The 26,091-nt window shown below is 61.6% G+C and carries 23 protein-coding genes and 2 tRNA genes; 23 read left to right on the forward strand and 2 right to left on the reverse strand.

Going from position 1 to position 26,091, the window contains the following annotated elements:
- The 7 genes from ACQKPE_RS20065 to ACQKPE_RS20095 all read left to right on the forward strand — a co-directional run.
- Window positions 1–769: Hsp70 family protein (locus tag ACQKPE_RS20065; RefSeq protein ID WP_427668363.1), on the forward strand; the 769-nt coding region annotated here is incomplete at its 5' end.
- Between the two features lie 201 nt (window positions 770–970).
- A complete protein-coding gene (dnaJ, locus tag ACQKPE_RS20070) occupies window positions 971–2,095 on the forward strand; it encodes a molecular chaperone DnaJ (RefSeq protein ID WP_427668364.1) in 1,125 nt (374 codons plus the stop codon).
- Between the two features lie 13 nt (window positions 2,096–2,108).
- Entirely contained in the window at window positions 2,109–2,915 is an 807-nt protein-coding gene (gene dapB / locus ACQKPE_RS20075) for a 4-hydroxy-tetrahydrodipicolinate reductase (RefSeq protein WP_375098683.1), read from the forward strand.
- Window positions 2,916–3,179: 264 nt separating this feature from the next.
- Window positions 3,180–4,316 carry a glutamine-hydrolyzing carbamoyl-phosphate synthase small subunit gene (gene carA, locus ACQKPE_RS20080; protein WP_427668365.1) on the forward strand — a complete coding sequence of 379 codons (1,137 nt, stop codon included), beginning with the start codon at window positions 3,180–3,182 and terminating at the stop codon, window positions 4,314–4,316.
- Window positions 4,317–4,422: 106 nt separating this feature from the next.
- Window positions 4,423–7,644: a carbamoyl-phosphate synthase large subunit gene (carB, locus tag ACQKPE_RS20085; protein WP_427668366.1), complete on the forward strand. Its 3,222-nt coding sequence runs from the start codon at window positions 4,423–4,425 to the stop codon at window positions 7,642–7,644.
- Window positions 7,641–8,123 (forward strand): transcription elongation factor GreA, encoded by a 483-nt coding sequence (greA, locus tag ACQKPE_RS20090; protein ID WP_217841715.1) that lies wholly within the window; start codon window positions 7,641–7,643, stop codon window positions 8,121–8,123. The genes carB and greA overlap by 4 nt, the downstream gene beginning before the upstream one ends.
- Window positions 8,101–8,550: an MFS transporter gene (locus ACQKPE_RS20095; protein WP_427668367.1), complete on the forward strand. Its 450-nt coding sequence runs from the start codon at window positions 8,101–8,103 to the stop codon at window positions 8,548–8,550. Before greA ends, ACQKPE_RS20095 begins: the two co-directional genes overlap by 23 nt.
- A 12-nt stretch (window positions 8,551–8,562) precedes the next feature.
- Here ACQKPE_RS20095 and ACQKPE_RS20100 read toward each other — a convergent pair whose 3' ends face one another.
- Entirely contained in the window at window positions 8,563–8,871 is a 309-nt protein-coding gene (locus tag ACQKPE_RS20100) for a YhbY family RNA-binding protein (protein ID WP_085677204.1), read from the reverse strand.
- A gap of 101 nt (window positions 8,872–8,972) precedes the next feature.
- On the opposite strand from ACQKPE_RS20100, the gene rlmE reads away from it, so the two are divergent.
- The 16 genes from rlmE (at window position 8,973) to ACQKPE_RS20180 (ending at window position 24,955) form a co-directional block, all read left to right on the forward strand.
- A complete protein-coding gene (gene rlmE / locus ACQKPE_RS20105) occupies window positions 8,973–9,599 on the forward strand; it encodes a 23S rRNA (uridine(2552)-2'-O)-methyltransferase RlmE (protein ID WP_427668368.1) in 627 nt (208 codons plus the stop codon).
- Between the two features lie 203 nt (window positions 9,600–9,802).
- Window positions 9,803–11,710, forward strand: coding sequence for an ATP-dependent zinc metalloprotease FtsH (gene ftsH / locus ACQKPE_RS20110; protein WP_427668369.1), 1,908 nt, complete (start codon window positions 9,803–9,805; stop codon window positions 11,708–11,710).
- Window positions 11,711–11,718: 8 nt separating this feature from the next.
- On the forward strand, window positions 11,719–12,570 hold the full coding sequence (gene folP, locus ACQKPE_RS20115) for a dihydropteroate synthase (RefSeq protein WP_427668370.1): 852 nt from the start codon (window positions 11,719–11,721) through the stop codon (window positions 12,568–12,570).
- A gap of 17 nt (window positions 12,571–12,587) precedes the next feature.
- Window positions 12,588–13,928 (forward strand): phosphoglucosamine mutase, encoded by a 1,341-nt coding sequence (glmM, locus tag ACQKPE_RS20120; RefSeq protein ID WP_427668371.1) that lies wholly within the window; start codon window positions 12,588–12,590, stop codon window positions 13,926–13,928.
- Window positions 13,929–13,994: 66 nt separating this feature from the next.
- On the forward strand, window positions 13,995–14,750 hold the full coding sequence (gene tpiA, locus ACQKPE_RS20125; RefSeq protein ID WP_427668372.1) for a triose-phosphate isomerase: 756 nt from the start codon (window positions 13,995–13,997) through the stop codon (window positions 14,748–14,750).
- 4 nt (window positions 14,751–14,754) lie between these two features.
- Window positions 14,755–15,147: a preprotein translocase subunit SecG gene (secG, locus tag ACQKPE_RS20130; protein ID WP_375098693.1), complete on the forward strand. Its 393-nt coding sequence runs from the start codon at window positions 14,755–14,757 to the stop codon at window positions 15,145–15,147.
- Between the two features lie 21 nt (window positions 15,148–15,168).
- Window positions 15,169–15,254, forward strand: a tRNA-Leu gene (locus ACQKPE_RS20135).
- Window positions 15,255–15,353: 99 nt separating this feature from the next.
- A tRNA-Met gene (locus ACQKPE_RS20140) sits at window positions 15,354–15,430 on the forward strand.
- A 130-nt stretch (window positions 15,431–15,560) separates the two neighbouring features.
- On the forward strand, window positions 15,561–16,019 hold the full coding sequence (gene rimP / locus ACQKPE_RS20145; RefSeq protein WP_427668381.1) for a ribosome maturation factor RimP: 459 nt from the start codon (window positions 15,561–15,563) through the stop codon (window positions 16,017–16,019).
- Between the two features lie 59 nt (window positions 16,020–16,078).
- A complete protein-coding gene (nusA, locus tag ACQKPE_RS20150) occupies window positions 16,079–17,560 on the forward strand; it encodes a transcription termination factor NusA (protein WP_427668373.1) in 1,482 nt (493 codons plus the stop codon).
- A gap of 27 nt (window positions 17,561–17,587) precedes the next feature.
- A complete protein-coding gene (infB, locus tag ACQKPE_RS20155; RefSeq protein WP_427668374.1) occupies window positions 17,588–20,131 on the forward strand; it encodes a translation initiation factor IF-2 in 2,544 nt (847 codons plus the stop codon).
- 115 nt (window positions 20,132–20,246) lie between these two features.
- Window positions 20,247–20,645 carry a 30S ribosome-binding factor RbfA gene (gene rbfA / locus ACQKPE_RS20160; RefSeq protein ID WP_427668375.1) on the forward strand — a complete coding sequence of 133 codons (399 nt, stop codon included), beginning with the start codon at window positions 20,247–20,249 and terminating at the stop codon, window positions 20,643–20,645.
- Window positions 20,646–20,648: 3 nt separating this feature from the next.
- Window positions 20,649–21,566: a tRNA pseudouridine(55) synthase TruB gene (gene truB / locus ACQKPE_RS20165; protein WP_427668376.1), complete on the forward strand. Its 918-nt coding sequence runs from the start codon at window positions 20,649–20,651 to the stop codon at window positions 21,564–21,566.
- 148 nt (window positions 21,567–21,714) lie between these two features.
- A complete protein-coding gene (gene rpsO, locus ACQKPE_RS20170; protein ID WP_427668377.1) occupies window positions 21,715–21,984 on the forward strand; it encodes a 30S ribosomal protein S15 in 270 nt (89 codons plus the stop codon).
- Window positions 21,985–22,234: 250 nt separating this feature from the next.
- Window positions 22,235–24,340: a polyribonucleotide nucleotidyltransferase gene (gene pnp / locus ACQKPE_RS20175; RefSeq protein WP_427668378.1), complete on the forward strand. Its 2,106-nt coding sequence runs from the start codon at window positions 22,235–22,237 to the stop codon at window positions 24,338–24,340.
- Between the two features lie 264 nt (window positions 24,341–24,604).
- A complete protein-coding gene (locus ACQKPE_RS20180) occupies window positions 24,605–24,955 on the forward strand; it encodes a BON domain-containing protein (RefSeq protein WP_427668379.1) in 351 nt (116 codons plus the stop codon).
- Between the two features lie 237 nt (window positions 24,956–25,192).
- On the opposite strand, the gene ACQKPE_RS20185 is transcribed toward ACQKPE_RS20180, so the two are convergent.
- Window positions 25,193–26,091 (reverse strand): DUF748 domain-containing protein (locus ACQKPE_RS20185; protein WP_427668380.1); only part of this gene is annotated, 899 nt, incomplete at its 5' end.

Here is a 26,091-nt window from a genome sequence, read left to right on the forward strand (position 1 = left end):
CGCCTGCCGGGGGAACCATCCAGAGAAACAGCGCGATGGGCACCACGATCAGCGCGCCGGATATCGCTGCGTAACGCCGACCGGCCGTACCATCCCGACCAAGAAGTCGCAGGTGTTCTCCACTGCCGACGACAACCAGAGCGCCGTGACCATCCACGTGCTGCAAGGTGAGCGCAAGCAAGCTTCGCAGAACAAGTCGCTGGGCAAGTTCGACCTGGCTGACATTCCGCCAGCACCGCGTGGCATGCCGCAAATCGAAGTGACCTTCGACATCGACGCCAACGGCATTCTGCACGTTGGTGCGAAAGACAAGGCCACCGGCAAGGCTCAGTCGATCGTGATCAAGGCCAACTCCGGCCTGTCCGATGAAGAAGTCGAGCGTATGGTGCGTGACGCCGAGGCCAATGCCGAGGAAGACCGCAAGTTCGAAGAGCTGGCCGCTGCCCGCAACCAGGGCGACGCGCTGGTGCACTCGACCCGCAAGATGGTCGTCGACGCTGGCGACAAGGCCACTGCCGAAGAGAAAGCAGCAATCGAAGCCGCTGTAGTTGCCCTGGAAGGCGCCCTGAAAGGCGACGACAAGGCTGCCATCGATGCCAAGGTCGAGGAGCTGTCCAAGGTTTCCGCGCCGGTTGCCCAGAAGATGTATGCCGAGCAGCAGGCCCAGCAGCCGCAGGGCGGCGCCCAGCAGCAAGCCGAGCCTGAAGCCAAGCACGACGACGTGGTCGACGCCGAGTTCGAAGAAGTGAAAGACAACAATAAGCAGTAATTTCTGCCTGTTGTCGCCCGGTTCAGCGTCAATCGGCGCTGAACTGGTAGGATGTCGCCGCGCGGGGGCTTGCTCCCGCGTTGGCGTGTCTGGAACACGAGAATTATTTCCAGCATCTGTCAGGGCGCATTGCGTGTGTGGCGGCAGGTGCTTAAGGCACGGCGAACAGATGCCGAAAGCCCCCAAGAGTGCAAATGACCTATGGCAAAGCGTGATTTTTATGAGGTCCTGGGTGTCGAACGCGGCGCCAGCGAAGGCGACCTCAAGAAGGCTTATCGCCGCCTGGCGATGAAGTACCACCCGGACCGTAACCCGGGTGACAAAGAGTCGGAAGAGCAATTCAAGGAGGCCAACGAGGCCTATGAAGTGCTTTCCGATGCCAGTAAGCGCGCCGCTTACGACCAGTATGGCCACGCCGGCGTCGACCCAAGCATGGGTGGCGGTGGTGCCGGCTTCGGCGGCGCCAACTTCTCCGACATCTTCGGTGATGTATTCAGCGATTTCTTCGGCGGTGGCCGTGGCGGTGCACGCGGTGGTGCCCAGCGTGGCAGCGACCTGCGCTATACGCTTGAGCTGAACCTCGAAGAAGCCGTGCGTGGCACGACCGCCAACATCCGCGTGCCGACGCTGGTCAACTGCAAGCCATGCGACGGCAGCGGTGCGAAGAAGGGCTCGACCCCGTCGACGTGCCCAACCTGCGGCGGCATTGGCCAGGTGCGCATGCAGCAGGGCTTCTTCGCCGTGCAGCAAACCTGCCCGCGCTGCCATGGCCAGGGCAAGATCATCACCGACCCTTGCACCTCCTGCCACGGCGAAGGCCGTGTCGAGGAATACAAGACCCTGTCGGTCAAGGTGCCGGCGGGTGTCGACACTGGCGACCGCATTCGTCTTTCCGGCGAAGGCGAGGCCGGTGCCCATGGTGGCCCGACCGGCGACCTGTATGTGGTGATCAGCGTGCGTGAGCACGAGATCTTCCAGCGTGATGGCAAGCACCTCTATTGCGAAGTGCCGATCAGCTACACCGACGCAGCCCTGGGTGGCGAGTTGGAAGTGCCGACCCTCGACGGTCGGGTCAAGCTGAAGATTCCCGAAGGCACCCAGACCGGCAAGCAGTTCCGTCTGCGTGGTAAGGGCGTGGCGCCAGTGCGTGGTGGCGGGGCCGGCGATCTGCTGTGCCGTGTAGCGGTGGAAACCCCGGTCAACCTCAGCCGTCGCCAGCGCGAGCTGCTCGAGGAACTGCGTGATTCGCTCGAAGGCGACAAATCCCACTCGCCCAAGGCCACTGGCTGGTTCGACGGCATGAAGCGCTTCTTCGGCGACCTCTGACAAGGAACAGGCTATGCGACGTATTGCGGTAATGGGTGCGGCAGGGCGGATGGGCAAGACCCTCATCGAGGCCGTGCAGCAACAAGCCCCTCAGGCAGGCCTGACGGCAGCGATCGACCGCCCCGACAGCTCGCTGGTCGGTGCTGACGCCGGTGAGCTGGCGGCGTTGGGGCGCATTGGTGTGCCGATTCGCGATGACCTGAACAAGGTCGCCGACGAGTTCGACGTGCTGATCGACTTCACCCACCCTTCGGTGACCCTGAAGAACCTGGCGTTCTGCCGCAAGGCGGGCAAGGCCATGGTCATCGGCACCACGGGGTTCACGCCGGAAGAGAAGCTGTTGCTGGAGGAGGCGGGCAAGGAGATTCCGATCGTCTTCGCCGCCAACTTCAGCGTTGGCGTCAACCTGTGCCTGAAGCTGTTGGATACCGCCGCCCGCGTGTTGGGTGACGATGTGGACATCGAGATCATCGAGGCGCATCACCGGCACAAGGTCGATGCCCCGTCGGGCACGGCGCTGCGCATGGGTGAGGTGGTGGCCAAGGCGCTGGGTCGCGATTTGCAGGAAGTGGCTGTTTATGGTCGCGAAGGCCAGACCGGCGCGCGTGATCGCCAGACCATCGGTTTTGCCACTGTGCGTGCGGGTGATGTGGTCGGTGATCACACCGTGCTGTTCGCCGCTGACGGCGAGCGCGTGGAGATCACCCACAAGGCTTCGAGCCGCATGACCTTCGCCAAGGGCGCGGTGCGTGCTGCGCTGTGGCTGGATGGCCGCGAGCCTGGGCTGTATGACATGCAGGACGTGCTGGAGCTGCGTTGATCGTTTGATCGGTGTTGGTTTCTTCGCGGGTTTACCCGCGAAGGGCGCACCGCTGATCCTGGGTTGTCGCAAAGCTGTGTTTTAGAGACACATATGCGGTAGACCAAAACCACACTTTTCTGTAAACTACAGCTTTAGTGTATCCACTAAAAGCGCGCAGTGAATTGAATTCAGCACATAAAAGCGGGGTGACGTTTTCCAAACGGCACTCCGCTTTTTTGCAACCTGCGATCGCCCTTTCAGGCTTGAATTACGGGAGGTCTCTTGACTAAGCCAGCCATACTCGCCCTTGCCGATGGCAGCATTTTTCGCGGTGAAGCCATTGGAGCCGACGGTCAAACCGTTGGTGAGGTCGTGTTCAACACAGCAATGACCGGCTACCAGGAAATCCTCACAGACCCTTCCTACGCCCAGCAAATCGTTACCCTGACCTACCCGCACATCGGCAACACCGGCACCACCGCCGAAGACGCCGAGTCCAACCGCGTATGGTCCGCGGGCCTGGTGATTCGTGACCTGCCGCTGCTGGCCAGCAACTGGCGCAACACCCAATCGCTGCCTGAATACCTCAAGGCCAACAATGTCGTGGCCATCGCCGGTATCGACACCCGTCGCCTGACCCGCATCCTGCGTGAGAAAGGCGCTCAGAACGGCTGCATCCTGGCCGGCGACGACATCAGCGAAGAAGCCGCCATCGCCGCTGCCCGCGCTTTCCCGGGCCTGAAGGGCATGGACCTGGCCAAGGAAGTCAGCACCAAGGAGCGCTACGAGTGGCGCTCCAGCGTGTGGGAGCTGAAAACCGACAGCCACCCGACTATCGACGCTGCCGACCTGCCTTACCACGTCGTGGCCTTCGACTACGGCGTCAAGCTGAACATCCTGCGCATGCTGGTCGCCCGCGGCTGCCGCGTCACCGTGGTTCCAGCCCAGACCCCAGCCAGCGAAGTGCTGGCGCTCAACCCTGATGGCGTGTTCCTGTCCAACGGCCCTGGCGATCCGGAGCCTTGCGACTACGCGATCCAGGCGATCAAGGAAGTGCTCGAGACCGAGATCCCGGTGTTCGGCATCTGCCTCGGCCACCAGCTGCTGGCCCTGGCTTCCGGCGCCAAGACCGTGAAAATGGGCCACGGCCACCACGGTGCCAACCACCCGGTCCAGGACCTGGACACCGGCGTGGTCATGATCACTAGCCAGAACCACGGTTTCGCGGTAGACGAAGCTACGCTGCCGGGCAATGTCCGCGCCATCCACAAGTCGCTGTTCGACGGCACCCTGCAGGGTATCGAGCGCACCGACAAGAGCGCGTTCAGCTTCCAGGGCCACCCTGAAGCGAGCCCAGGCCCGACCGACGTCGCGCCACTGTTCGATCGTTTCATCGATGCCATGGCCAAGCGCCGCTGAGCATTTTGCATCACGGCCCCGGACCGGCCTGCGCCGCGTCCGGAAGTGCCTGACCCAGATTGTTCAAGACGGCTTGCCGACTGACCCGCGGATTTGAGTGACAACCATGCCAAAACGTACAGACATCAAAAGCATCCTGATTCTCGGCGCTGGCCCGATCGTGATCGGCCAGGCCTGCGAATTCGACTACTCCGGCGCCCAGGCCTGCAAAGCCCTGCGCGAGGAAGGTTTCCGCGTCATCCTGGTGAACTCCAACCCGGCCACCATCATGACCGACCCGGCCATGGCCGACGCCACCTACATCGAGCCGATCAAGTGGCAATCGGTGGCCAAGATCATCGAGAAAGAGCGCCCTGACGCGCTGCTGCCGACCATGGGCGGCCAGACCGCACTGAACTGCGCCCTGGACCTCGAGCGCCACGGCGTGCTGGAGAAGTTCGGCGTGGAAATGATCGGCGCCAACGCCGACACCATCGACAAGGCCGAAGACCGTTCGCGCTTCGACAAGGCCATGAAGGACATCGGCCTGGAATGCCCGCGCTCGGGTATCGCCCACAGCATGGAAGAGGCCAACGCGGTGCTCGAGAAGCTCGGCTTCCCGTGCATCATCCGTCCGTCCTTCACCATGGGCGGCACCGGTGGTGGCATCGCTTACAACCGTGAAGAGTTCGAAGAAATCTGCGCCCGTGGCCTGGACCTGTCGCCGACCAAGGAACTGCTGATCGACGAATCGCTGATCGGCTGGAAGGAATACGAGATGGAGGTGGTCCGCGACAAGAAGGACAACTGCATCATCGTGTGCTCCATCGAGAACTTCGACCCGATGGGCGTGCACACCGGTGACTCGATCACCGTTGCACCGGCACAGACCCTGACCGACAAGGAATACCAGATCATGCGCAACGCCTCGCTGGCGGTGCTGCGTGAAATCGGTGTGGAAACCGGCGGCTCCAACGTGCAGTTCGGTATCTGCCCGAACACTGGCCGCATGGTCGTGATCGAGATGAACCCGCGCGTTTCGCGTTCGTCTGCCCTGGCTTCGAAAGCCACCGGCTTCCCGATCGCGAAGATCGCCGCCAAGCTGGCTGTCGGCTACACCCTGGATGAGCTGCAGAACGACATCACCGGCGGTCGCACCCCGGCGTCCTTCGAGCCGTCGATCGACTACGTCGTCACCAAGCTGCCGCGCTTCGCCTTCGAGAAATTCCCGAAAGCCGACGCCCGCCTGACCACCCAGATGAAATCCGTGGGTGAAGTCATGGCCATCGGCCGTACCTTCCAGGAATCCCTGCAGAAAGCCCTGCGCGGCCTGGAAGTTGGCGCCTGCGGCCTCGACCCTAAAGTCGACCTGGCCAGCGCCGATGCCATGAGCACCCTCAAGCGCGAGCTGACCGTACCGGGCGCCGAGCGTATCTGGTACGTGGCCGACGCCATGCGTGCCGGCATGACCATCGAGGAAATCTTCGAACTCACCGGCATCGACCTGTGGTTCCTGGTGCAGATGGAAGACCTGATCAAGGAAGAAGAGAAGGTCAAGACCCTGGCCCTGTCGGCGATCGACAAGGACTACATGCTGCGCCTCAAGCGCAAAGGCTTCTCGGACCAGCGCCTGGCCAAGCTGCTCGGCATCACCGACAAGAACCTGCGTCGCCACCGCCACAAGCTGGAAGTGTTCCCGGTCTACAAGCGCGTCGACACCTGCGCCGCCGAGTTCGCCACCGACACCGCCTACCTGTACTCCACCTACGAGGAAGAGTGCGAGGCCAACCCGTCGACCCGCGACAAGATCATGATCCTGGGTGGCGGCCCGAACCGTATCGGCCAAGGTATCGAGTTCGACTACTGCTGCGTGCACGCGGCCCTTGCGCTGCGTGAAGACGGGTACGAGACCATCATGGTCAACTGCAACCCGGAAACCGTCTCCACCGACTACGACACCTCTGACCGCCTGTACTTCGAACCACTGACCCTGGAAGACGTGCTGGAAGTCTGCCGCGTCGAGAAGCCTAAGGGCGTCATCGTCCACTACGGCGGCCAGACCCCGCTGAAACTGGCGCGCGCCCTGGAAGAAGCCGGTGTACCGATCATCGGCACCAGCCCTGACGCCATCGACCGCGCCGAAGACCGCGAGCGCTTCCAGCAGATGGTCCAGCGTCTGAACCTGCTGCAGCCGCCAAACGCGACCGTGCGCAGCGAAGAAGAGGCGATCAACGCCGCTGGCGGCATTGGCTACCCACTGGTCGTGCGCCCGTCGTACGTACTGGGTGGTCGCGCCATGGAAATCGTCTACGAGCTGGACGAACTCAAGCGCTACCTGCGTGAAGCGGTGCAGGTGTCCAACGACAGCCCTGTGCTGCTCGACCACTTCCTCAACTGCGCCATCGAGATGGACGTGGATGCGGTCAGCGACGGCACCGACGTGGTGATCGGCGCGATCATGCAGCATATCGAGCAAGCCGGTGTTCACTCCGGCGACTCGGCGTGCTCGCTGCCACCTTACTCGCTGAGCAAGGAAGTGCAGGATGAAGTCCGCGTACAGGTCAAGAAAATGGCCCTGGAGCTGGGCGTTGTCGGCCTGATGAACGTGCAGCTGGCCCTGCAGGGCGACAAGATCTACGTGATCGAGGTCAACCCGCGCGCCTCCCGTACCGTGCCGTTCGTCTCCAAGTGCATCGGCACTTCCCTGGCGATGATCGCGGCCCGTGTCATGGCCGGCAAATCGCTCAAGGAACTGGGTTTCACCCAGGAAATCATCCCGAACTTCTACAGCGTCAAGGAAGCCGTCTTCCCGTTCGCCAAGTTCCCAGGGGTTGACCCGATCCTCGGCCCTGAGATGAAATCCACCGGTGAAGTGATGGGCGTGGGCGACAGCTTCGGTGAAGCCTTCGCCAAGGCCCAGATGGGCGCCAGCGAAGTGCTGCCGACTGGCGGTACCGCATTCATCAGCGTGCGCGACGACGACAAGCCACAAGTGGCTGGCGTGGCCCGCGATCTGATCGCCCTGGGCTTCGAAGTGGTCGCCACCGCCGGTACCGCCAAGGTCATCGAAGCGGCTGGCCTGAAAGTGCGTCGCGTGAACAAGGTGACCGAAGGTCGTCCGCACGTGGTCGACATGATCAAGAACGACGAGGTGTCGTTGATCATCAACACCACCGAAGGCCGCCAGTCGATTGCCGACTCCTACTCGATTCGTCGCAATGCGCTGCAGCACAAGATCTACTGCACAACCACCATTGCGGCCGGTGAAGCCATCTGCGAAGCGTTGAAATTCGGTCCCGAGAAGACCGTTCGCCGCTTGCAGGATCTGCATGCAGGACTGAAAGCATGAGCATTACCAAGTACCCGATGACCGTCCAGGGCGCTCGCGCCCTGGAAGAGGAGCACCTGTTCCTGAGCAAGACCGAGCGCCCGCGCCTGAGCCAGGCGATCGGTGAAGCCCGTGAGCTGGGTGACCTCAAGGAAAACGCCGAATACCATGCCGCCCGCGAAGAGCAGGGCATGGTCGAGGCGCGTATCCGTGATATCGAAGGCCGCCTGCAGAACTCGGTGGTGATCGACGTCACTACCATCGCCCACACCGGCAAGGTGATCTTCGGCACCACCGTGGACCTGGAAAACACCGAGACCGGCGATCAGGTGACCTACCAGATCGTCGGCGAGGACGAGGCCGACATCAAGAAGGGCAAGCTCTCGGCCGGTGCGCCGATTGCCCGTGCCATCATCGGCAAGGAAGAAGGTGATACGGTTGTCGTCAAGACACCAAGCGGCACGGTCGAGTACGAGATTGTCGAAGTCAAGCACATCTGACCGGCGCCTACGGGCGCCATCCCTCGAGGGGATCTTCTGGCAGCTGGCCCAGGTATTCTGGGTCGGGGGCCTTTGGGTGTTCCATGTGGGCTTGGTGCCGGCGCTCAAAGTCAGCGGGCTCGCGCCTTTGCTGGTGCAGGACATTGCCGCGCAGATCGACCGCTGGTTGATGGGCGTGGCGCTGCTTGGGCTGTTGACCCAGCTGGCAGTGTTGGCGAGGGTGGATGGCGTTTCGGCCTGGTGGCAGCAATTCCGTGGCCAGATGCTGTTGCTCGGCCTGGCGGCCTGTGTCAGCTACTACACGTTGCGCTATGGCATTTCGGTAGGTGAGCGCTGGCAGATGTTCTGTTTCCTGGTGCTAGGCTTTTCCGGCATCGTGCTGGTGGCCCAGCCGGTCCCGGTCAGGGCACGCAAGGCGCGCCACTGACCGGAGCCACCGTCACTTGTAACGGTGGATGTTGGACAGTTGCTTGTTCGGCTGTGGGTTCTTGCGGTAGATCAGGGCTTTCTTGCCGATGGTCTGTACCAGCTCGGCGCGGCCGACCTTGCACAGCTCGGCGATGGCGGCGGCGCGTTCTTCGCGGTCTTCGGAGCGAATTTCGACCTTGATCAGTTCATGGTCGGCCAGTGCGCGTTCCAGCTCGGCGATCACGCCTTCGTTCAAACCGTTGCCGGCGACGATCAAGACCGGTTTCAGGTCATGACCAATCGACTTGTATTGCTTCTTCTGCTCGTTATTGAGCGGCATAATCTGACCCTTTTCGTCTGATTCTGTAAAATTGGCGGCCATTTTACCCGAGGGCCCGTGGTCCGCCCAGTCAATCACGACGCTTATCATCGAGGTGCCCCGTGGCGCAGCGTTCCAAAAGCAGCCATAACTGGCTGAGAGAGCATTTCAACGACCCCTTCGTCAAACAGGCGCAGAAGGATGGCTACCGCTCGCGTGCGAGCTACAAGCTGCTGGAGATCCAGGAGAAGGACAAGCTCATCCGCCCTGGCATGAGCGTGATCGACCTGGGCGCGGCCCCGGGCGGCTGGTCGCAGGTGACCAGTCGTCTGATCGGCGGGCAGGGGCGCTTGATCGCCTCGGACATCCTGGAAATGGACACGATCCCCGACGTTACCTTCATCCAGGGTGACTTTACCCAGGACGAAGTGCTGGCGCAGATCCTCCAGGCCGTCGGCGATTCGCACGTGGACCTTGTGATTTCCGACATGGCCCCCAATATGAGTGGTACCCCTGCGGTGGATATGCCGCGCGCCATGTTCCTTTGCGAGCTGGCGCTGGACCTGGCGACCCGTGTACTACGTCCTGGTGGTGATTTTTTGATCAAGATTTTCCAGGGCGAAGGGTTTGACGTGTACCTCAAGGACGTGCGCAGCAAGTTCGACAAGGTGCAGATGCGCAAACCGTCGTCCTCGCGGGATCGCTCGCGTGAACAGTACCTGCTGGCCAGGGGTTTCAAAGGCGAGTGAGCGGGTATTTGCGGGGTGGCCGATAGTTATTTCCAATCGGCCGCCGCGTCGGGATCGTCCGATCTTCGTGTAGTCTAAGTTTCACAAAGGGTTACAGACGGTGCCTGCGGTTGCGTAGGTAATGTAGTAAGTTAGGGCGATGAATATCATGCGAGGCACGGCTGCGTCGTGCGCCGGCCTCAGAGGGTAGCTAATTGAACGACATGGCAAAGAATCTGATCCTGTGGTTGATCATCGCAGCCGTCCTGGTGACGGTGATGAACAACTTCTCCAGCCCTAACGAGCCACAGACCCTCAACTATTCCGACTTCATCCAGCAGGTCAAGGACGGTAAGGTCGAGCGCGTGACTGTCGACGGCGCCGTCATTACCGGCAAGCGCACCGATGGCGACAACTTCAAGACCGTTCGTCCGGCCATTGCCGACAATGGCCTGATCGGCGACCTGGTCAACAACAATGTCGTTGTCGAGGGCAAGCAGCCTGAGCAGCAGAGCATCTGGACCCAGCTGCTGGTCGCGAGCTTCCCGATCCTCGTGATCATTGCCGTGTTCATGTTCTTCATGCGCCAGATGCAAGGCGGTGCGGGCGGCAAGGGCGGGCCGATGAGCTTCGGCAAGTGCAAGGGGCGCCTGCTGTCCGAAGATCAGGTCAAGACCACCCTGGCCGACGTCGCAGGCTGCGACGAAGCCAAGGAAGAAGTCGGCGAGCTGGTCGAGTTCCTGCGCGATCCGGGCAAGTTCCAGCGCCTGGGCGGTCGTATCCCGCGCGGCGTGCTGATGGTTGGCCCGCCCGGTACCGGTAAGACCCTGCTGGCCAAGGCCATCGCTGGCGAAGCGAAAGTGCCGTTCTTCACCATCTCCGGTTCCGACTTCGTCGAAATGTTCGTCGGTGTCGGTGCCAGCCGTGTTCGCGACATGTTCGAGCAGGCCAAGAAGCACGCTCCCTGCATCATCTTCATCGACGAAATCGACGCCGTCGGTCGCCACCGTGGCGCCGGCATGGGCGGCGGTCACGACGAGCGCGAGCAAACCCTCAACCAGTTGCTGGTCGAGATGGACGGCTTCGAAATGAACGATGGCATCATTGTCATCGCCGCAACCAACCGCCCTGACGTGCTCGACCCGGCTCTGCTGCGTCCTGGTCGTTTCGACCGCCAAGTGGTGGTGGGCCTGCCGGATATCCGCGGTCGCGAACAGATCCTCAAGGTGCACATGCGCAAGGTGCCGATTGGCGAGAACGTCAACCCGGCGGTCATTGCACGTGGTACCCCTGGCTTCTCCGGCGCCGACCTGGCCAACCTGGTCAACGAGGCGTCGCTGTTCGCTGCGCGTTCCAGCAAGCGCCTGGTCGAAATGAAGGAGTTCGAACTGGCCAAGGACAAGATCATGATGGGCGCCGAGCGCAAGACCATGGTCATGTCCGAGAAGGAAAAGCAGAACACCGCTTACCACGAGGCAGGTCACGCTATCGTCGGTCGTGTGGTGCCCGAGCACGATCCGGTCTACAAGGTGTCGATCATTCCGCGCGGTCGTGCGCTGGGTGTCACCATGTTCCTGCCCGAGGAAGACCGCTACAGCCTGTCCAAGCGCGCGCTGATCAGCCAGATCTGTTCGCTGTACGGCGGCCGCATCGCTGAAGAAATGACCCTGGGCTTCGATGGCGTCACCACCGGCGCTTCGAACGACATCATGCGTGCCAGCCAGATCGCGCGGAACATGGTCACCAAGTGGGGCCTGTCCGAGAAGCTCGGCCCGCTGATGTACGCCGAAGAAGAGGGCGAGGTGTTCCTCGGTCGCAGCGCTGGCAGCCAGCACTCCAGCGTTTCCGGCGAGACTGCCAAGCTGATCGACTCCGAGGTGCGCAGCATCATCGATCAGTGCTACGCCACGGCCAAGCAGATCCTCACCGACAACCGTGACAAGCTCGATGCCATGGCCGAAGCCTTGATGAAGTACGAAACCATCGATGCCGACCAGATCGACGACATCATGGCTGGCCGCGAGCCGCGTGAGCCCCGTGACTGGGACAACGACTCCGGCACCTCCGGCAATCAGGCTTCCCAGGGCGATCGCCCGGAGTCGCCGATCGGCGGGCCTGCGGCTCAACACTAAGGGTTTCTATGACCTCACAGCTGTACCCGACCCGGTTACCTTGCGGCAACCGGGTTCTTGATTTGTCCCGTACCCATGTCATGGGTATCTTGAACGTCACCCCCGACTCCTTCTCCGACGGCGGGCGCTTCAGCCAGCGCGACGCGGCGTTGCGTCATGCCGAGGCGATGGTCGCGGCGGGCGCCACGCTGATCGACGTCGGTGGCGAGTCCACGCGCCCGGGGGCCCGGACGGTCTCGCCGATCGAGGAGCTCGAGCGGGTGGCGCCGATCGTCGAGGCGCTCAACGAGCGGCTCGATGTGGTCATCTCGGTCGATACCTCCACGCCTGCCGTGATGCGCGAGGCTGCCCGCCTGGGCGCTGGCCTGATCAATGATGTGCGCGCGCTGGAGCGCGATGGTGCCCTGGATGCCGCTGCCGACACGGGTCTTCCGGTGTGCCTGATGCACATGCGCGGTGAGCCGGGTAACATGCAGGACAGCCCCAGCTACCAGGACGTGACTGCCGAGGTGACGCGTTATCTGGAGCAACGCATGGCTGCCTGCGCGGCAGTCGGTATCGGTGCTGAGCGGATCATCCTCGATCCGGGCTTCGGTTTTGCCAAGAACCTGGCGCATAACCTGAGCTTGTTCAAACACATGGAAACACTCTACCGCCTGGGGCGGCCCCTGTTGGTGGGCGTCTCGCGCAAGAGCATGATCGGCCAGACGCTGGATCGTCCGGTCGGCGAGCGCCTGTATGGCAGCCTCGCATTGGCGGCCCTGGCCATGACCAAGGGCGCGAGCATCCTGCGCGTGCACGATGTGGCTGAAACTGCCGATGTGGTGCGCATGATCGCTGCGGTACAGAACGCCGAATAAGAATCTTTGGAGCACTTATGAGCAGAAAATACTTTGGTACCGATGGTATCCGTGGCCGCGTCGGCGAATACCCCATCACCCCTGACTTCATGCTCAAGCTCGGCTGGGCAGCGGGCATGGCCTTCCGCAAGGCCGGCAACTGCCGCGTGCTGGTCGGCAAGGACACCCGTATTTCCGGCTACATGTTCGAATCTGCGCTGGAGGCCGGCTTGTCCGCGGCCGGCGCCGACGTGATGCTGCTCGGCCCTATGCCGACCCCGGCCATCGCCTACCTGACCCGCACCTTCCACGCCGAAGCGGGCATCGTCATCAGTGCCTCGCACAACCCCCATGACGACAATGGCATCAAGTTCTTCTCCGGCACCGGCACCAAGCTGCCCGACGAAATCGAGCTGATGATCGAAGAGCTGCTCGACCAGCCGATGAGCGTGGTCGAGTCGAGCAAGCTGGGCAAGGTGTCGCGCATCAACGATGCGGCCGGGCGTTACATTGAGTTCTGCAAGAGCAGTGTGCCCAGCAGCACCGATTTCGCTGGCCTGAAGCTGGTCATCGACTGCGCCCATGGTGCGACCTACAAGGTGGCGCCAAGCGTGTTCCGCGAGTTGGGCGCCGACGTCACGGTGCTGCACGCGCAGCCTGACGGCCTGAACATCAACGAAGGCTGTGGTTCGACCCATATCGAATCGTTGCAGGCGGCGGTGCTGGTCGGGCATGCCGACCTGGGCATCGCCTTCGATGGTGACGGCGATCGCGTGCTGATGGTCGATCACACTGGCGCGATCGTCGACGGTGACGAACTGTTGTTCATCATCGCCCGTGACATGCAGGAGCGTGGCAAGCTGCAGGGCGGCGTAGTCGGCACCCTGATGAGCAACCTGGGGCTGGAGTTGGCGTTGCAGGAGCTGGGTATTCCGTTCGCCCGCGCGAAGGTCGGTGACCGCTATGTCATGGCCGAACTGCTCGAGCGCGATTGGCTGGTTGGTGGTGAGAACTCCGGGCACGTCGTGTGCTGCAATCACACCACTACCGGTGATGCGATCATCGCGGCCTTGCAGGTGCTGATGGCGCTCAAGCGCCGGGGCGAAACCCTGGCCCAGGCGCGCCAGGCCATCCGCAAGTGCCCTCAGGTGCTGATCAACGTGCGTTTTGCTGCCGGCAAGACTGACCCGCTGGAAAACCCCGCGGTTCAGGAAGCCAGTGCCAAGGTCACTGAAGCGATGGCGGGCCGTGGCCGTGTGCTGTTGCGCAAGTCCGGCACCGAGCCGCTGGTGCGCGTTATGGTCGAGGGCGATGACGAAAACCAGGTGCGCGGCCATGCCGAAGCCCTGGCCAAGCTGGTCGCCGAAGTTTGTGCCTGAAAGACGCTTGCCAGCGCAGTTCTGGTTGGGTAAGATCTGCGCCCACTTTGACCGACGAGGTAAAGCATGCGTCGCCCCATGGTAGCTGGTAACTGGAAGATGCACGGTACCCGCGCCAGCGTCGCTGAGCTGACCTTGGGCCTGAGTAATCTGGCCCTTCCGCGCGAAGTTGAAGTCGCGGTATTTCCGCCGTTCCTGTTTATCAATCAGGTGATTGATGGTCTGGAAGGGAAGGGTATTACCGTCGGCGCACAGAATTCTGCAGTACAGCCCGAACAGGGCGCACTGACCGGTGAAGTATCGCCGGCTCAGTTGGCTGAAGCAGGTTGCAAGTTGGTGTTGATTGGGCACTCCGAGCGTCGCCAGATTATGGGTGAAAGCGATGAAGTGCTTAATCGTAAGTTTGCAGCTGCCCAGGCAAGTGGTTTGAAGCCCGTGTTGTGTGTAGGGGAAACCCTCGAAGAGCGCGAGGCTGGCAAGACGCTTGAAGTTGTTGGGCGTCAACTGAGCAGCATCATCGACGCGTTCGGTGTTGCAGCTTTTGCCAACGCAGTAATTGCCTATGAGCCTGTTTGGGCCATTGGTACGGGTTTGACGGCCTCGCCTCAGCAAGCTCAGGATGTGCATGCAGCCATCCGTGCTCAGCTGGCGGCGCAGGACGCCGAAGTTGCCTGTAAAGTGCAGCTTCTCTACGGCGGCAGCGTGAAGGCGGCCAATGCGGCCGAACTGTTCGGCATGCCGGATATCGATGGGGGGCTCATTGGTGGAGCGTCCCTGAACGCAGACGAATTCGGTGCAATTTGTCGCGCCGCAGGAAACTGATCAAATGCTGGAAACAGTCGTAGTTGTTTTTCATCTGTTGGCTGCGTTGGCGCTGGTCGTAATGGTGCTGCTGCAACAGGGTAAGGGTGCGGAAGCAGGTGCATCTTTCGGCGCAGGGGCTTCAAATACTGTGTTCGGAAGCCAAGGTTCCGCTACCTTTTTGAGTAAAGTTACTGCTATACTCGCTGCCACTTTCTTCTTAACTGCTCTTGGGTTAGGATACTTTGCTAAGGAACAAGCTCAACAGCTTGGCCAAGCAGGTCTGCCAGATCCAGCAGTATTGGAAGTCAAAGAGCAGAAGCCGGCAGTAAGTGATGATGTACCGGTGCTCGAAGGCCAAAAGAGTGAAACCACCCAACCAGGTGATGTACCTCCCGCGGCACCAGAGCAGAAGTAACGGGTTTCAAGAAGTAATATTGCCGAGGTGGTGGAATTGGTAGACACGCAACCTTGAGGTGGTTGTGCCCATAGGGTGTAGGGGTTCGAGTCCCCTTCTCGGTACCAATTGAAGCATGAGAGCCCGCTTTGAGCGGGCTTTCTTGTAGGTGGAGGTCGGATTGACCCTTTAGCGGGTTCGGTCTTATACTTTCGCCCCAGCTTTGTCGCGGGGTGGAGCAGCTTGGTAGCTCGTCGGGCTCATAACCCGAAGGTCGTTGGTTCAAATCCAGCCCCCGCAACCAGCTTCAGCGGAGCCCCTTTTCAGGGGCTTTTTGCTAGCTGAACAGTTCTTCGCGTCGTTGTTCAACGGCGCTTTCAGGGATGGGCGCTTCGCCCATTTTTTATTTGCACAGCATGCACGAGGGGGTTCAGGTGTCGAGCAAGCTAGAACAGTTGCAGGCCTTGTTGGCCCCGGTTGTCGAGGGTCTGGGCTATCAATGCTGGGGGGTCGAATACGTCTCCCAGGGCAAGCATTCGGTCTTGCGTATCTACATCGACAAGGAAGGCGGCATTCTGGTGGACGACTGCGAAGCGGTCAGCCGACAGGCCAGTGCCATTCTCGACGTAGAAGATCCGATCAGCTCGGAATATACCCTCGAGGTGTCCTCTCCTGGCATGGATCGCCCGCTGTTCACTTTGGAACAGTTTGCCTCGCATGCCGGCGAACAAGTGAAGATCAAGCTGCGTACACCCTTCGAGGGTCGTCGTAACTTCCAGGGCCTTCTCCGCGGTGTGGAGGAGCAGGATGTGGTGGTCCAGGTGGACGAACACGAGTTCCTGTTGCCGATCGACTCGATCGACAAGGCCAATATTATTCCCAGTTTTGACTGAGACGTGCCGGGCCCGGCGGACATTCCTGGCCCAATGGCTTGCGCAAGGCGAGGCGTACGATGAGCAAAGAAGTACTGCTGGTTGTTGAATCGGTATCCAACGAAAAGGGTGTACCGCCCGGCGTTATTTTCGAAGCGCTGGAAGTGGCTCTGGCCACTGCGACCAAGAAACGTTTTGAGGACGAAGTCGACCTGCGTGTGGAAATCAACCGCCACACCGGTAGCTACGAGACCTTCCGTCGTTGGACCGTGGTCGACGAGAACGACCTGGACGACCCGGCGATCGAAACCTGGCTGGACAAGATCAAGGACACGCACCCGCAAGCTGTCGTCGGTGACGTGATCGAGGAAAAGATCGAGTCCATCGAGTTCGGCCGCATCGCTGCGCAGACCGCCAAGCAGGTGATCGTGCAGAAGGTTCGCGAAGCCGAGCGCGCCCAGGTGGTCGACGCCTACCGCGAGCGCGTGGGCGAGATCATCTCCGGCACCGTGAAGAAGGTCACCCGCGACAACGTCATCGTCGACCTGGGCAACAACGCCGAGGCCCTGCTGGCCCGCGAAGACATCATTCCACGCGAGACCTTCCGTGTCGGTGTGCGCCTGCGTGCACTGCTCAAGGAAATTCGCACCGAGAACCGTGGCCCGCAGCTGATCCTGTCGCGTACCGCACCGCAGATGCTGATCGAACTGTTCCGCATCGAAGTGCCGGAAATCGCCGAGGGCCTGATCGAGGTGATGGCAGCGTCCCGTGACCCGGGTTCGCGCGCCAAGATCGCCGTCCGCTCCAAGGACAAGCGCATCGACCCGCAAGGCGCCTGCATCGGCATGCGCGGTTCGCGCGTGCAGGCCGTTTCCGGCGAGCTGGGTGGTGAGCGTGTGGATATCGTCCTGTGGGACGAGAACCCTGCGCAGTTCGTCATCAACGCCATGTCGCCGGCCGAGGTCGCGGCGATCATCGTCGATGAAGATGCCCATGCGATGGACATCGCCGTGGCCGAGGACAACCTGGCCCAGGCTATCGGCCGTGGCGGTCAGAACGTTCGCCTGGCCAGTCAGCTGACTGGCTGGACCCTGAACGTGATGACCGAGAAGGACATCCAGGCCAAGCAACAAGCTGAGACAGGCGACATCCTGCGTAATTTCATCGATGAACTGGAAGTCGACGAAGAGCTGGCACAGGTGCTGGTCGACGAAGGCTTTACCAGCCTCGAGGAAATTGCCTACGTACCGTTGGAAGAAATGCTCAACATCGATGGCTTTGACGAGGAAATCGTCAATGAGCTGCGTGCTCGTGCCAAGGACCGTTTGTTGACCAAGGCCATCGCTACCGAAGAAAAACTGGCAGACGCCCACCCGGCCGAAGACCTGCTCTCCCTCGAGGGCATGGACAAGGACCTGGCAGCGGAACTGGCGGTGCGCGGCGTAGTTAACCGCGAAGACCTGGCCGAGCAGTCGATCGACGACCTGCTCGACATCGACGGTATCGACGAAGAGCGTGCCGGCAAGTTGATCATGGCCGCCCGAGCCCACTGGTTCGAGTAATTAGGCGCGGCCTGAGGAGAGAAGTGCATGACGCAAGTCACGGTGAAAGAATTGGCCCAAGAGGTCGCTGCACCGGTAGAGCGCCTGCTGCAGCAGATGCGTGAGGCAGGTCTGCCGCACACCGACGCCGGTCAGGTAGTGACCGACAATGAGAAGCAGGTTTTGCTGACCCATCTGAAGAGCAGCCACAAGAGCAAAGTGGAAGAGCCGCGCAAGATCACCTTGCAGCGCAAGACCACCAGCACCCTGCGTGTCGCCGGTAGCAAAAGCATCAGCGTAGAAGTACGCAAGAAGAAAGTGTTCGTGCAGCGCAGCCCGGAAGAAATCCAGGCCGAGCAGAAGCGCGAGCAGGAAGAGCGCCGTGCTGCCGAGAACGCAGCGCGCGAGAAAGTCGAAGCCGAAGCACGCCAGCGCGCTGAGCCGGCTGCCGCTCCTCGCCCAGCGCCTGAGGCGCCTGCTGCCCCGGTTGCCAAGTCCGAGCCTGCACCTGCTGCAGCTGCTCCGGCGCCTGCACCGGTAGTGGCCGATGCACCGGTGTCCGAAGACGCCGCTGCCCGTGCTGCCGAGCGCAAGAAAGACGAGACCCGTCGCAACGAAAGCCGCACCCGCGAAGACGATCGTCGTGGCGGTGCTGGCCGTGGCGAAGCGCCGCGCGTTTCGATCAAGGTCAAGGTCAAGGAAAAAGAGAAGGCGCCGACCCCTCGTGCCGCCCCTCGCACCACCGATGAAGAAAGCGATGGCTTCCGCCGTGGCCGCGGTGGCAAGAGCAAGATGAAGAAGCGCAACCAGCATGGCTTCCAGAGCCCGACCGGTCCGGTCATTCGCGATGTCACCATCGGCGAGACCATCACCGTTTCGGACCTGGCACAGCAGATGTCGGTCAAGGGCGCTGAAGTCGTCAAGTTCATGTTCAAGCTGGGCACTCCGGTCACCATCAACCAGGTGCTCGACCAGGAAACCGCTCAGCTGGTAGCCGAAGAGCTGGGCCACAAGGTCACCCTGGTCAGCGACACTGCCCTGGAAGACTCCCTGGCCGAATCGCTGAAGTTCGAAGGCGATATCGAGTCCCGCGCGCCGGTCGTAACCGTCATGGGTCACGTCGACCACGGCAAGACCTCGCTGCTCGACTACATCCGTCGCGCCAAGGTTGCCGCAGGCGAAGCCGGTGGTATTACCCAGCACATCGGTGCCTACCACGTCGAAACCGACCGTGGCATGGTCACCTTCCTGGATACCCCGGGCCACGCCGCGTTCACCCAGATGCGTGCCCGTGGTGCCAAGGCTACCGACATCGTCATCCTGGTGGTGGCGGCGGACGACGGCGTGATGCCGCAGACCCGCGAAGCCGTTCAGCACGCGAAAGCCGCTGGCGTTCCGCTGGTGGTCGCGGTGAACAAGATCGACAAGCCGGGTGCCGACCTCGATCGCATCCGCAACGAGCTGTCTGTCGAAGGCGTGACTTCCGAGGACTGGGGTGGTGACACGCCGTTCGTCAAGGTCTCGGCGAAGATGGGTACCGGTGTCGACGAGCTGCTCGAAGCGGTCCTGCTGCAAGCGGAGATCCTCGAACTCACCGCTACCCCGACCGCTCCTGGTCGTGGTGTCGTGGTCGAATCGCGCCTGGACAAGGGCCGTGGCCCGGTGGCTACCATCCTGGTTCAGGACGGTACCCTGCGCCAGGGCGACATGGTCCTGGTCGGCTCCAACTATGGCCGCGTGCGCGCCATGCTCGACGAGAACGGCAAGCCTGTGAAGGAAGCTGGCCCGTCGATCCCGGTCGAGATCCTCGGCCTGGACGGCACGCCAGACGCCGGTGACGAAATGTCGGTAGTTGCCGACGAGAAGAAGGCCCGTGAAGTGGCACTGTTCCGTCAAGGCAAGTTCCGCGAAGTCAAGCTGGCCCGCGCCCACGCCGGCAAGCTGGAAAACATCTTCGAGACCATGGGTCAGGAAGAGAAGAAGACCCTCAACATCGTCCTCAAGACCGACGTGCGCGGTTCCCTCGAGGCGCTGCAGGGCTCGCTCGGCAGCCTGGGCAACGACGAGGTGCAGGTCCGCGTGATCGGTGGCGGTGTCGGTGGTATCACCGAGAGCGACGCCAACCTGGCACTGGCTTCGAATGCAGTACTGTTCGGCTTCAACGTGCGTGCCGATGCTGGCGCGCGCAAGATCGTCGAGCAGGAAGGTCTGGATATGCGTTACTACAACGTGATCTACGACATCATCGAAGACGTCAAGAAGGCCCTGACCGGCATGCTCGGCAGCGATGTTCGCGAGAACATCCTGGGTGTCGCCGAAGTGCGTGACGTGTTCCGTTCGCCGAAGTTCGGCGCCATCGCTGGCTGTATGGTCATCGAGGGTACCGTGTACCGCAACCGTCCGATCCGCGTACTGCGCGAGGACGTGGTGATCTTCGAAGGCGAGCTGGAATCGCTGCGTCGCTTCAAGGACGACGCTGCCGAAGTGCGTAACGGCATGGAGTGCGGTATCGGCGTCAAGAGCTACAACGACGTCAAGGTCGGCGACAAGATCGAAGTCTTCGAGAAGGTCCAGGTCGCTCGTACCCTGTAAGGGGCGAGCATGGCGCGAGCCCCACTCTAGAGTGGTCGGCAGCGCCTCAGAAGGCAGCGCCCGGCCAGGCATCAGTCTGGTCGGGCGTTTGCCGCTTTAGATACAGGTAGCAAAAATGGCAAAAGAATACAGCCGTACCCAACGTATCGGTGACCAGATGCAGCGCGAGCTGGCCGATCTGATCCGCCGTGAAGTCAAAGACCCGCGCGTCGGCCTGGTGACCATCACCGCCGTCGACGTCAGCCGCGACCTGGGCCACGCCAAGGTCTTCATCACCGTCATGGGTGAAGAGGGCGCCGACGGCGTGCAGCAGTCGCTCAAGGCCCTGAACAGCGCCGCCAGCTTCCTGCGCCTGCACCTGGGCCGTGCCATGCAGCTGCGCAGCGTGCCGCAACTGCATTTCCACTTCGATGAAAGCGTCAGCCGAGGCGTCCACCTCTCGGCGCTGATCGAGCGTGCAGTGGCCGAAGACCGCCTGCACCAGGATGCCGACGAGCCGGACACCAAGGAGTAAGCGGTGGCCCAGGTCAAACGTATCCGCCGCAACGTCAGCGGCATCATCCTGCTCGACAAGCCGCTGGGGTTCACCTCCAACGCCGCCTTGCAGAAAGTCCGCTGGCTGCTCAATGCCGAGAAGGCCGGGCACACCGGCAGCCTCGACCCGCTGGCCACTGGCGTGTTGCCGCTGTGCTTCGGTGAGGCGACCAAGTTCTCCCAGTACCTGCTCGACTCCGACAAGGGTTACGAGACGGTCATGCAACTGGGGCAGACTACCAGCACTGCAGACGCTGAAGGTGAGGTCCTGCAGACCCGCGAGGTGACCGTTGGTCGCGCCGACATCGAAGCGGTGCTGCCGCGCTTCCGTGGCCCGATCAGCCAGGTACCGCCGATGTACTCGGCCTTGAAGCGTGATGGCCAGCCGCTTTACAAGCTGGCACGTGCAGGAGAGGTAGTGGAGCGCGAGGCGCGTTCTGTTACTATTGGCCGCTTGGAGTTGCTCGAAAGCGAAGGCACCCGTGCGCGGTTGTCGGTCGGTTGCAGCAAAGGTACCTATATCCGCACTTTGGTCGAGGACATCGGCGAGGCGCTGGGCTGTGGTGCCTATGTTGCCGAACTGCGTCGGACCCAGGCCGGGCCCTTCATGCTGGCCCAGACCGTAACCCTCGAGGCACTCGAGGCGGCCCACGCCGAAGGTGGCAACGAAGCGCTTGATCGCTTCCTGATGCCGTCCGACAGCGGGTTGCAGGACTGGCCGCTGGCACGTTTGTCCGAGCACAGCGCGTTCTACTGGCTGCATGGGCAGGCAGTACGTGCACCGGATGCGCCGCAGTTCGGCATGGTCCGGGTCTACGATCACAACGACCGCTTCATCGGTATCGGTGAGGTGAGTGAAGACGGGCGCGTGGCGCCACGTCGGCTGATTCGGTCGGAATGACCGAAACCATGGGTGAAGGCTTCGGCCGACACGCGTGGATACAAGGGTGGCTGTCAATAGGCGCGGTCACACCTTTTACATTAATCACAGGGAGCAGTCCCTGGCCTATTGGACCCCGCTTGCGGCGTCCGTTATCAGGAGAAGCCAAATGGCCCTCAGCGTCGAAGAAAAAGCTCAGATCGTTGCAGACTATCAGCAAGCCGAAGGCGATACCGGTAGCCCGGAAGTCCAGGTTGCCCTGCTGACCTTCAACATCAACAAGCTGCAAGGTCACTTCAAGTCCAACGAAAAAGACCACCACTCCCGTCGTGGTCTGATCCGTATGGTCAACCAGCGTCGTAAGCTGCTGGACTACCTGAAGGGCAAAGACACCACTCGTTACAGCACCCTGATCGGTCGTCTGGGCCTGCGTCGCTAATAGCGGCCTGGCCAGTGGTGTGCGTGGCGTGTCGCATGCTGTGGGAGCGCTGCCTGGCAGCGTTGCCATGGGGCTCGCCACGTGTATCTTCGAGGTTGGCAGCCTGGTGCCGTCGAGCGGTTTTTCCGCACGGCGCCCAGGCTCCCAGCCTCGTGTTGTATCTGGACGGTCAATGGGGCCGATTCCCTGTTCTGCCCAAGAATTCGCAAGAACCCGTTCCCCACAGAGCCACTGAAAAAGGTAGGAAACCGTGAACCCGGTAATCAAGACGTTCCAGTTCGGTCAATCGACCGTCACCCTCGAAACGGGCCGCATCGCCCGTCAGGCCACCGGCGCTGTGCTGGTCACCGTCGACAACGATGTCACCGTGCTGGTGACCGTGGTCGGTGCCAAGCATGCCGACCCGAGCAAGGGCTTCTTCCCGCTGTCCGTGCACTACCAGGAAAAGACCTACGCCGCCGGCAAGATCCCGGGTGGCTTCTTCAAGCGTGAAGGCCGTCCTTCCGAGAAAGAGACCCTGACCTCGCGCCTGATCGACCGTCCGATCCGCCCGCTGTTCCCAGAAGGCTTCATGAACGAAGTGCAGGTCGTCTGCACCGTGGTTTCCACCAGCAAGAAGACCGACCCGGACATCGCCGCGATGATCGGTACTTCGGCTGCCCTGGCGATCTCCGGCATTCCGTTCGAAGGCCCGATCGGCGCCGCCCGCGTTGCCTTCCATGAAAGCACCGGCTACCTGCTGAACCCGACCTACGAGCAACTGCAGGCCTCCAGCCTGGACATGGTCGTCGCCGGTACTTCCGATGCCGTACTGATGGTTGAGTCGGAAGCCCAAGAGCTGACCGAAGACCAGATGCTGGGCGCCGTCCTGTTCGCCCACGACGAATTCCAGGCCGTGATCCAAGCGGTCAAGGAACTGGCTGCCGAAGCTGGCAAGCCGACCTGGGACTGGAAACCTGCTGCTGGCAACACCGAACTGTTCAACGCCATCCGCGCTGAATTCGGCGAAGCCGTTTCCCAGGGCTACACCATCACCGTCAAGGCTGACCGCTATGCGCGCCTGGGCGAGCTGCGCGACCAGGCTATCGCCAAGTTCTCCGGCGAAGAAGGCCAGCCATCGGCCGGTGAAGTCAAAGAAATCTTCGGCGAAATCGAATACCGCACCGTTCGCGAGAACATCGTCAACGGCAAGCCACGTATCGACGGTCGCGACACCAAGACCGTACGCCCGCTGAACATCGAAGTGGATGTGCTGCCGAAAACCCACGGTTCGGCCCTGTTCACCCGTGGCGAAACCCAGGCCCTGGTGGTCGCGACCCTGGGTACTGCCCGTGACGCACAGCTGCTGGATACCCTGGAAGGCGAGAAGAAAGACCCCTTCATGCTGCACTACAACTTCCCACCGTTCTCGGTTGGCGAGTGTGGCCGCATGGGTGGTGCTGGCCGTCGTGAAATCGGTCACGGCCGTCTGGCCCGTCGTTCGGTCCAGGCCATGCTGCCGTCCGCCGAAGACTTCCCGTACACCATCCGCGTGGTTTCGGAAATCACCGAATCCAACGGCTCCAGCTCCATGGCTTCGGTCTGCGGTGCCTCCCTGGCACTGATGGACGCGGGTGTACCGATGAAGGCACCGGTTGCCGGTATCGCCATGGGCCTGGTCAAGGAAGGCGACAAGTTCGCGGTCCTGACCGACATCCTGGGTGACGAAGACCACCTGGGCGACATGGACTTCAAGGTGGCCGGTACCGCCAAGGGCGTTACCGCCCTGCAGATGGACATCAAGATCAACGGCATCACCGAAGAGATCATGGAAATCGCCCTGGGCCAAGCCCTGGAAGCGCGCCTGAACATCCTCGGCCAGATGAACCAGGTGATCGCCCAGTCGCGCAGCGAGCTGTCGGCCAACGCCCCGACCATGCTGGCGATGAAGATCGACACCGACAAGATCCGTGACGTCATCGGCAAAGGCGGCGCCACCATCCGCGGCATCTGCGAAGAAACCAAGGCCTCGATCGACATCGAAGACGATGGCTCGATCAAGATCTTCGGCGAAACCAAGGAAGCCGCCGAGGCTGCCAAGCAGCGCATCCTGGGCATCACTGCCGAGGCCGAGATCGGCAAGATCTACGTCGGTAAGGTCGAGCGTATCGTCGACTTCGGCGCCTTCGTCAACATCCTGCCGGGCAAGGATGGTCTGGTGCACATCTCCATGCTGAGCGATGCTCGCGTCGAGAAAGTCACCGACGTGCTGAAAGAAGGCCAGGAAGTCGAAGTGCTGGTACTGGACGTGGACAACCGCGGCCGTATCAAGCTGTCGATCAAGGACGTTGCGGCTGCCAAGGCATCGGGCGTCTAAGCGTTTCCAGGCTGTAGAAAAAAGGACCCCTCACCGGGTCCTTTTTTTATGCGCGATTAAAAAGCCTGTCGTACTTGCATCTTGCATGCAGGTTTTTTCACAGGCTTGCAATTTGCACGATCGGGAGCAATCGCGCGTTTTTACAAGTCATTGATTTTAAAGGTAATTATAGAGTTTTTAAAATTGGCACAGGGCGTGCAATTACCTAAGTACCTGACGCCAGGAACACCGGCGCAGACCTTTCGAAAAACAGGAGTGACTCGTATGAAAAAGTTCGCCATTGCTGCCGCTACTGCTACCGCCCTGACCCTGACCATGGCCAATGCTGCTTTCGCAGCCCAGCCCACCCAGGCCCCAATGATGCTGGCGGCCGGTGAGGTGACTAAAGCCAAGGAAGCGACTTCCGACACCTGGATCACCACCAAGGTGAAGGCAGACCTGATGACCGAGAAAGGTATTCCTGGCAGTGACATCAAGGTAGAAACCAACAAAGGCGTGGTTTCCCTGTCCTCCGATGTGGCCGTGACCGAATCGCAGAAAGAAATGGCCGTTGCCATCACCAAGAAAATCAAAGGCGTACAAGCCGTATCGGCTGATGGCCTGAAAGCCGAATAAGGAATGTCCCGTCGGCCAGAAGGATCTGGCCACCTTTACCGAAAAGCCCCGGCCTTTGCCGGGGCTTTTTCATTGTGTCTGGCAGGAGAACCGACAGCTCGGTTGTGCCAAAACTGGCCTATTCGCGGCGGTTCGGCGCCCCGACAAGCCCGCTCCTACAGGGATCACACCTTCCTCTGTAGGAGCGGGCTCGCCCGCGAAACGGGCGCAGCCCGTGCCATTCACCGCCGTAGGTTGCTACTCGGCATCCAGGTGCATCGGCGTGATCACCCGGCCATCGCTCTCAGCTTGGCCCAGGGTGGTGTCGATGAAGTACACCCGGTCATCCTTGAGCTGGCCTTTGTCCACCAGGTAGTCCTTGATGTTGCCAGCGCGCTGCTGGCCCAGGGTGCGCAGCAACGCGGCGCTTTCCGCCCACGACTTGATCACCGCCTCGCGCAGCTTGGCGGTGCGTTCGTCCTTGCCGAGCTGTTGCCATTCGGCCGGTGGCTGCTGCTTGAGACGGTTGCGGTAGATACCCTCGAGCATGGCCGGCTTGTCGCTGTCGTCGACCACCAGCAGCGAGGCGTTGGCGGGCACCTTGTCGCCTCGGCGTTGCAGGATCTTGTACCAGGTGGCCTGGTACTCACGCTCCAGGCGCTGCTCGGCGATCAGCGGACCATCGCTGCTCTGGGCGCTGGTGCCTTCGATTTCCAGGCGCAGCTCGGGGCGCTGCTTGAGCGCTGCGGCCAGTTTGTCCAGGGCACCCTGTGCGTCGGGGGTGAGGTCGCTGGCGCCGGGGGCGAAGGCTACGGTGCCAAGGTCTTGCGAGCCCCCGCCGGCAATCAGCCCGCCAATGAACTTGAACGGCGCCTGGGCGGCGCGCAACACCAGGTTGCGCAGGGTCTGCCAGACGATCGGCATCACACTGAACTGCGGGTTGTTGAGGTCGCCGGACACCGGCAGCTCGATGGAGATCTTGCCCTCGGTGTCCTTGAGCAGGGCCACCGCGAGGCGAATCGGCAGGTCGACTGCATCGGGGCTGTCGACCTTCTCACCCAGTTGCAACTGCTCGACCACCAGCTTGTTCTCGGCCTTGAGCTGGCCTTTGGTGATCACGTAGTGCAGGTCGAGGTTCAGGCGCCCCTTGCGAATGC

The sequence above is a fragment of the Pseudomonas sp. NPDC089554 genome (assembly GCF_050280645.1).
In the GTDB taxonomy this organism is placed as follows: Bacteria; Pseudomonadota; Gammaproteobacteria; order Pseudomonadales; family Pseudomonadaceae; genus Aquipseudomonas.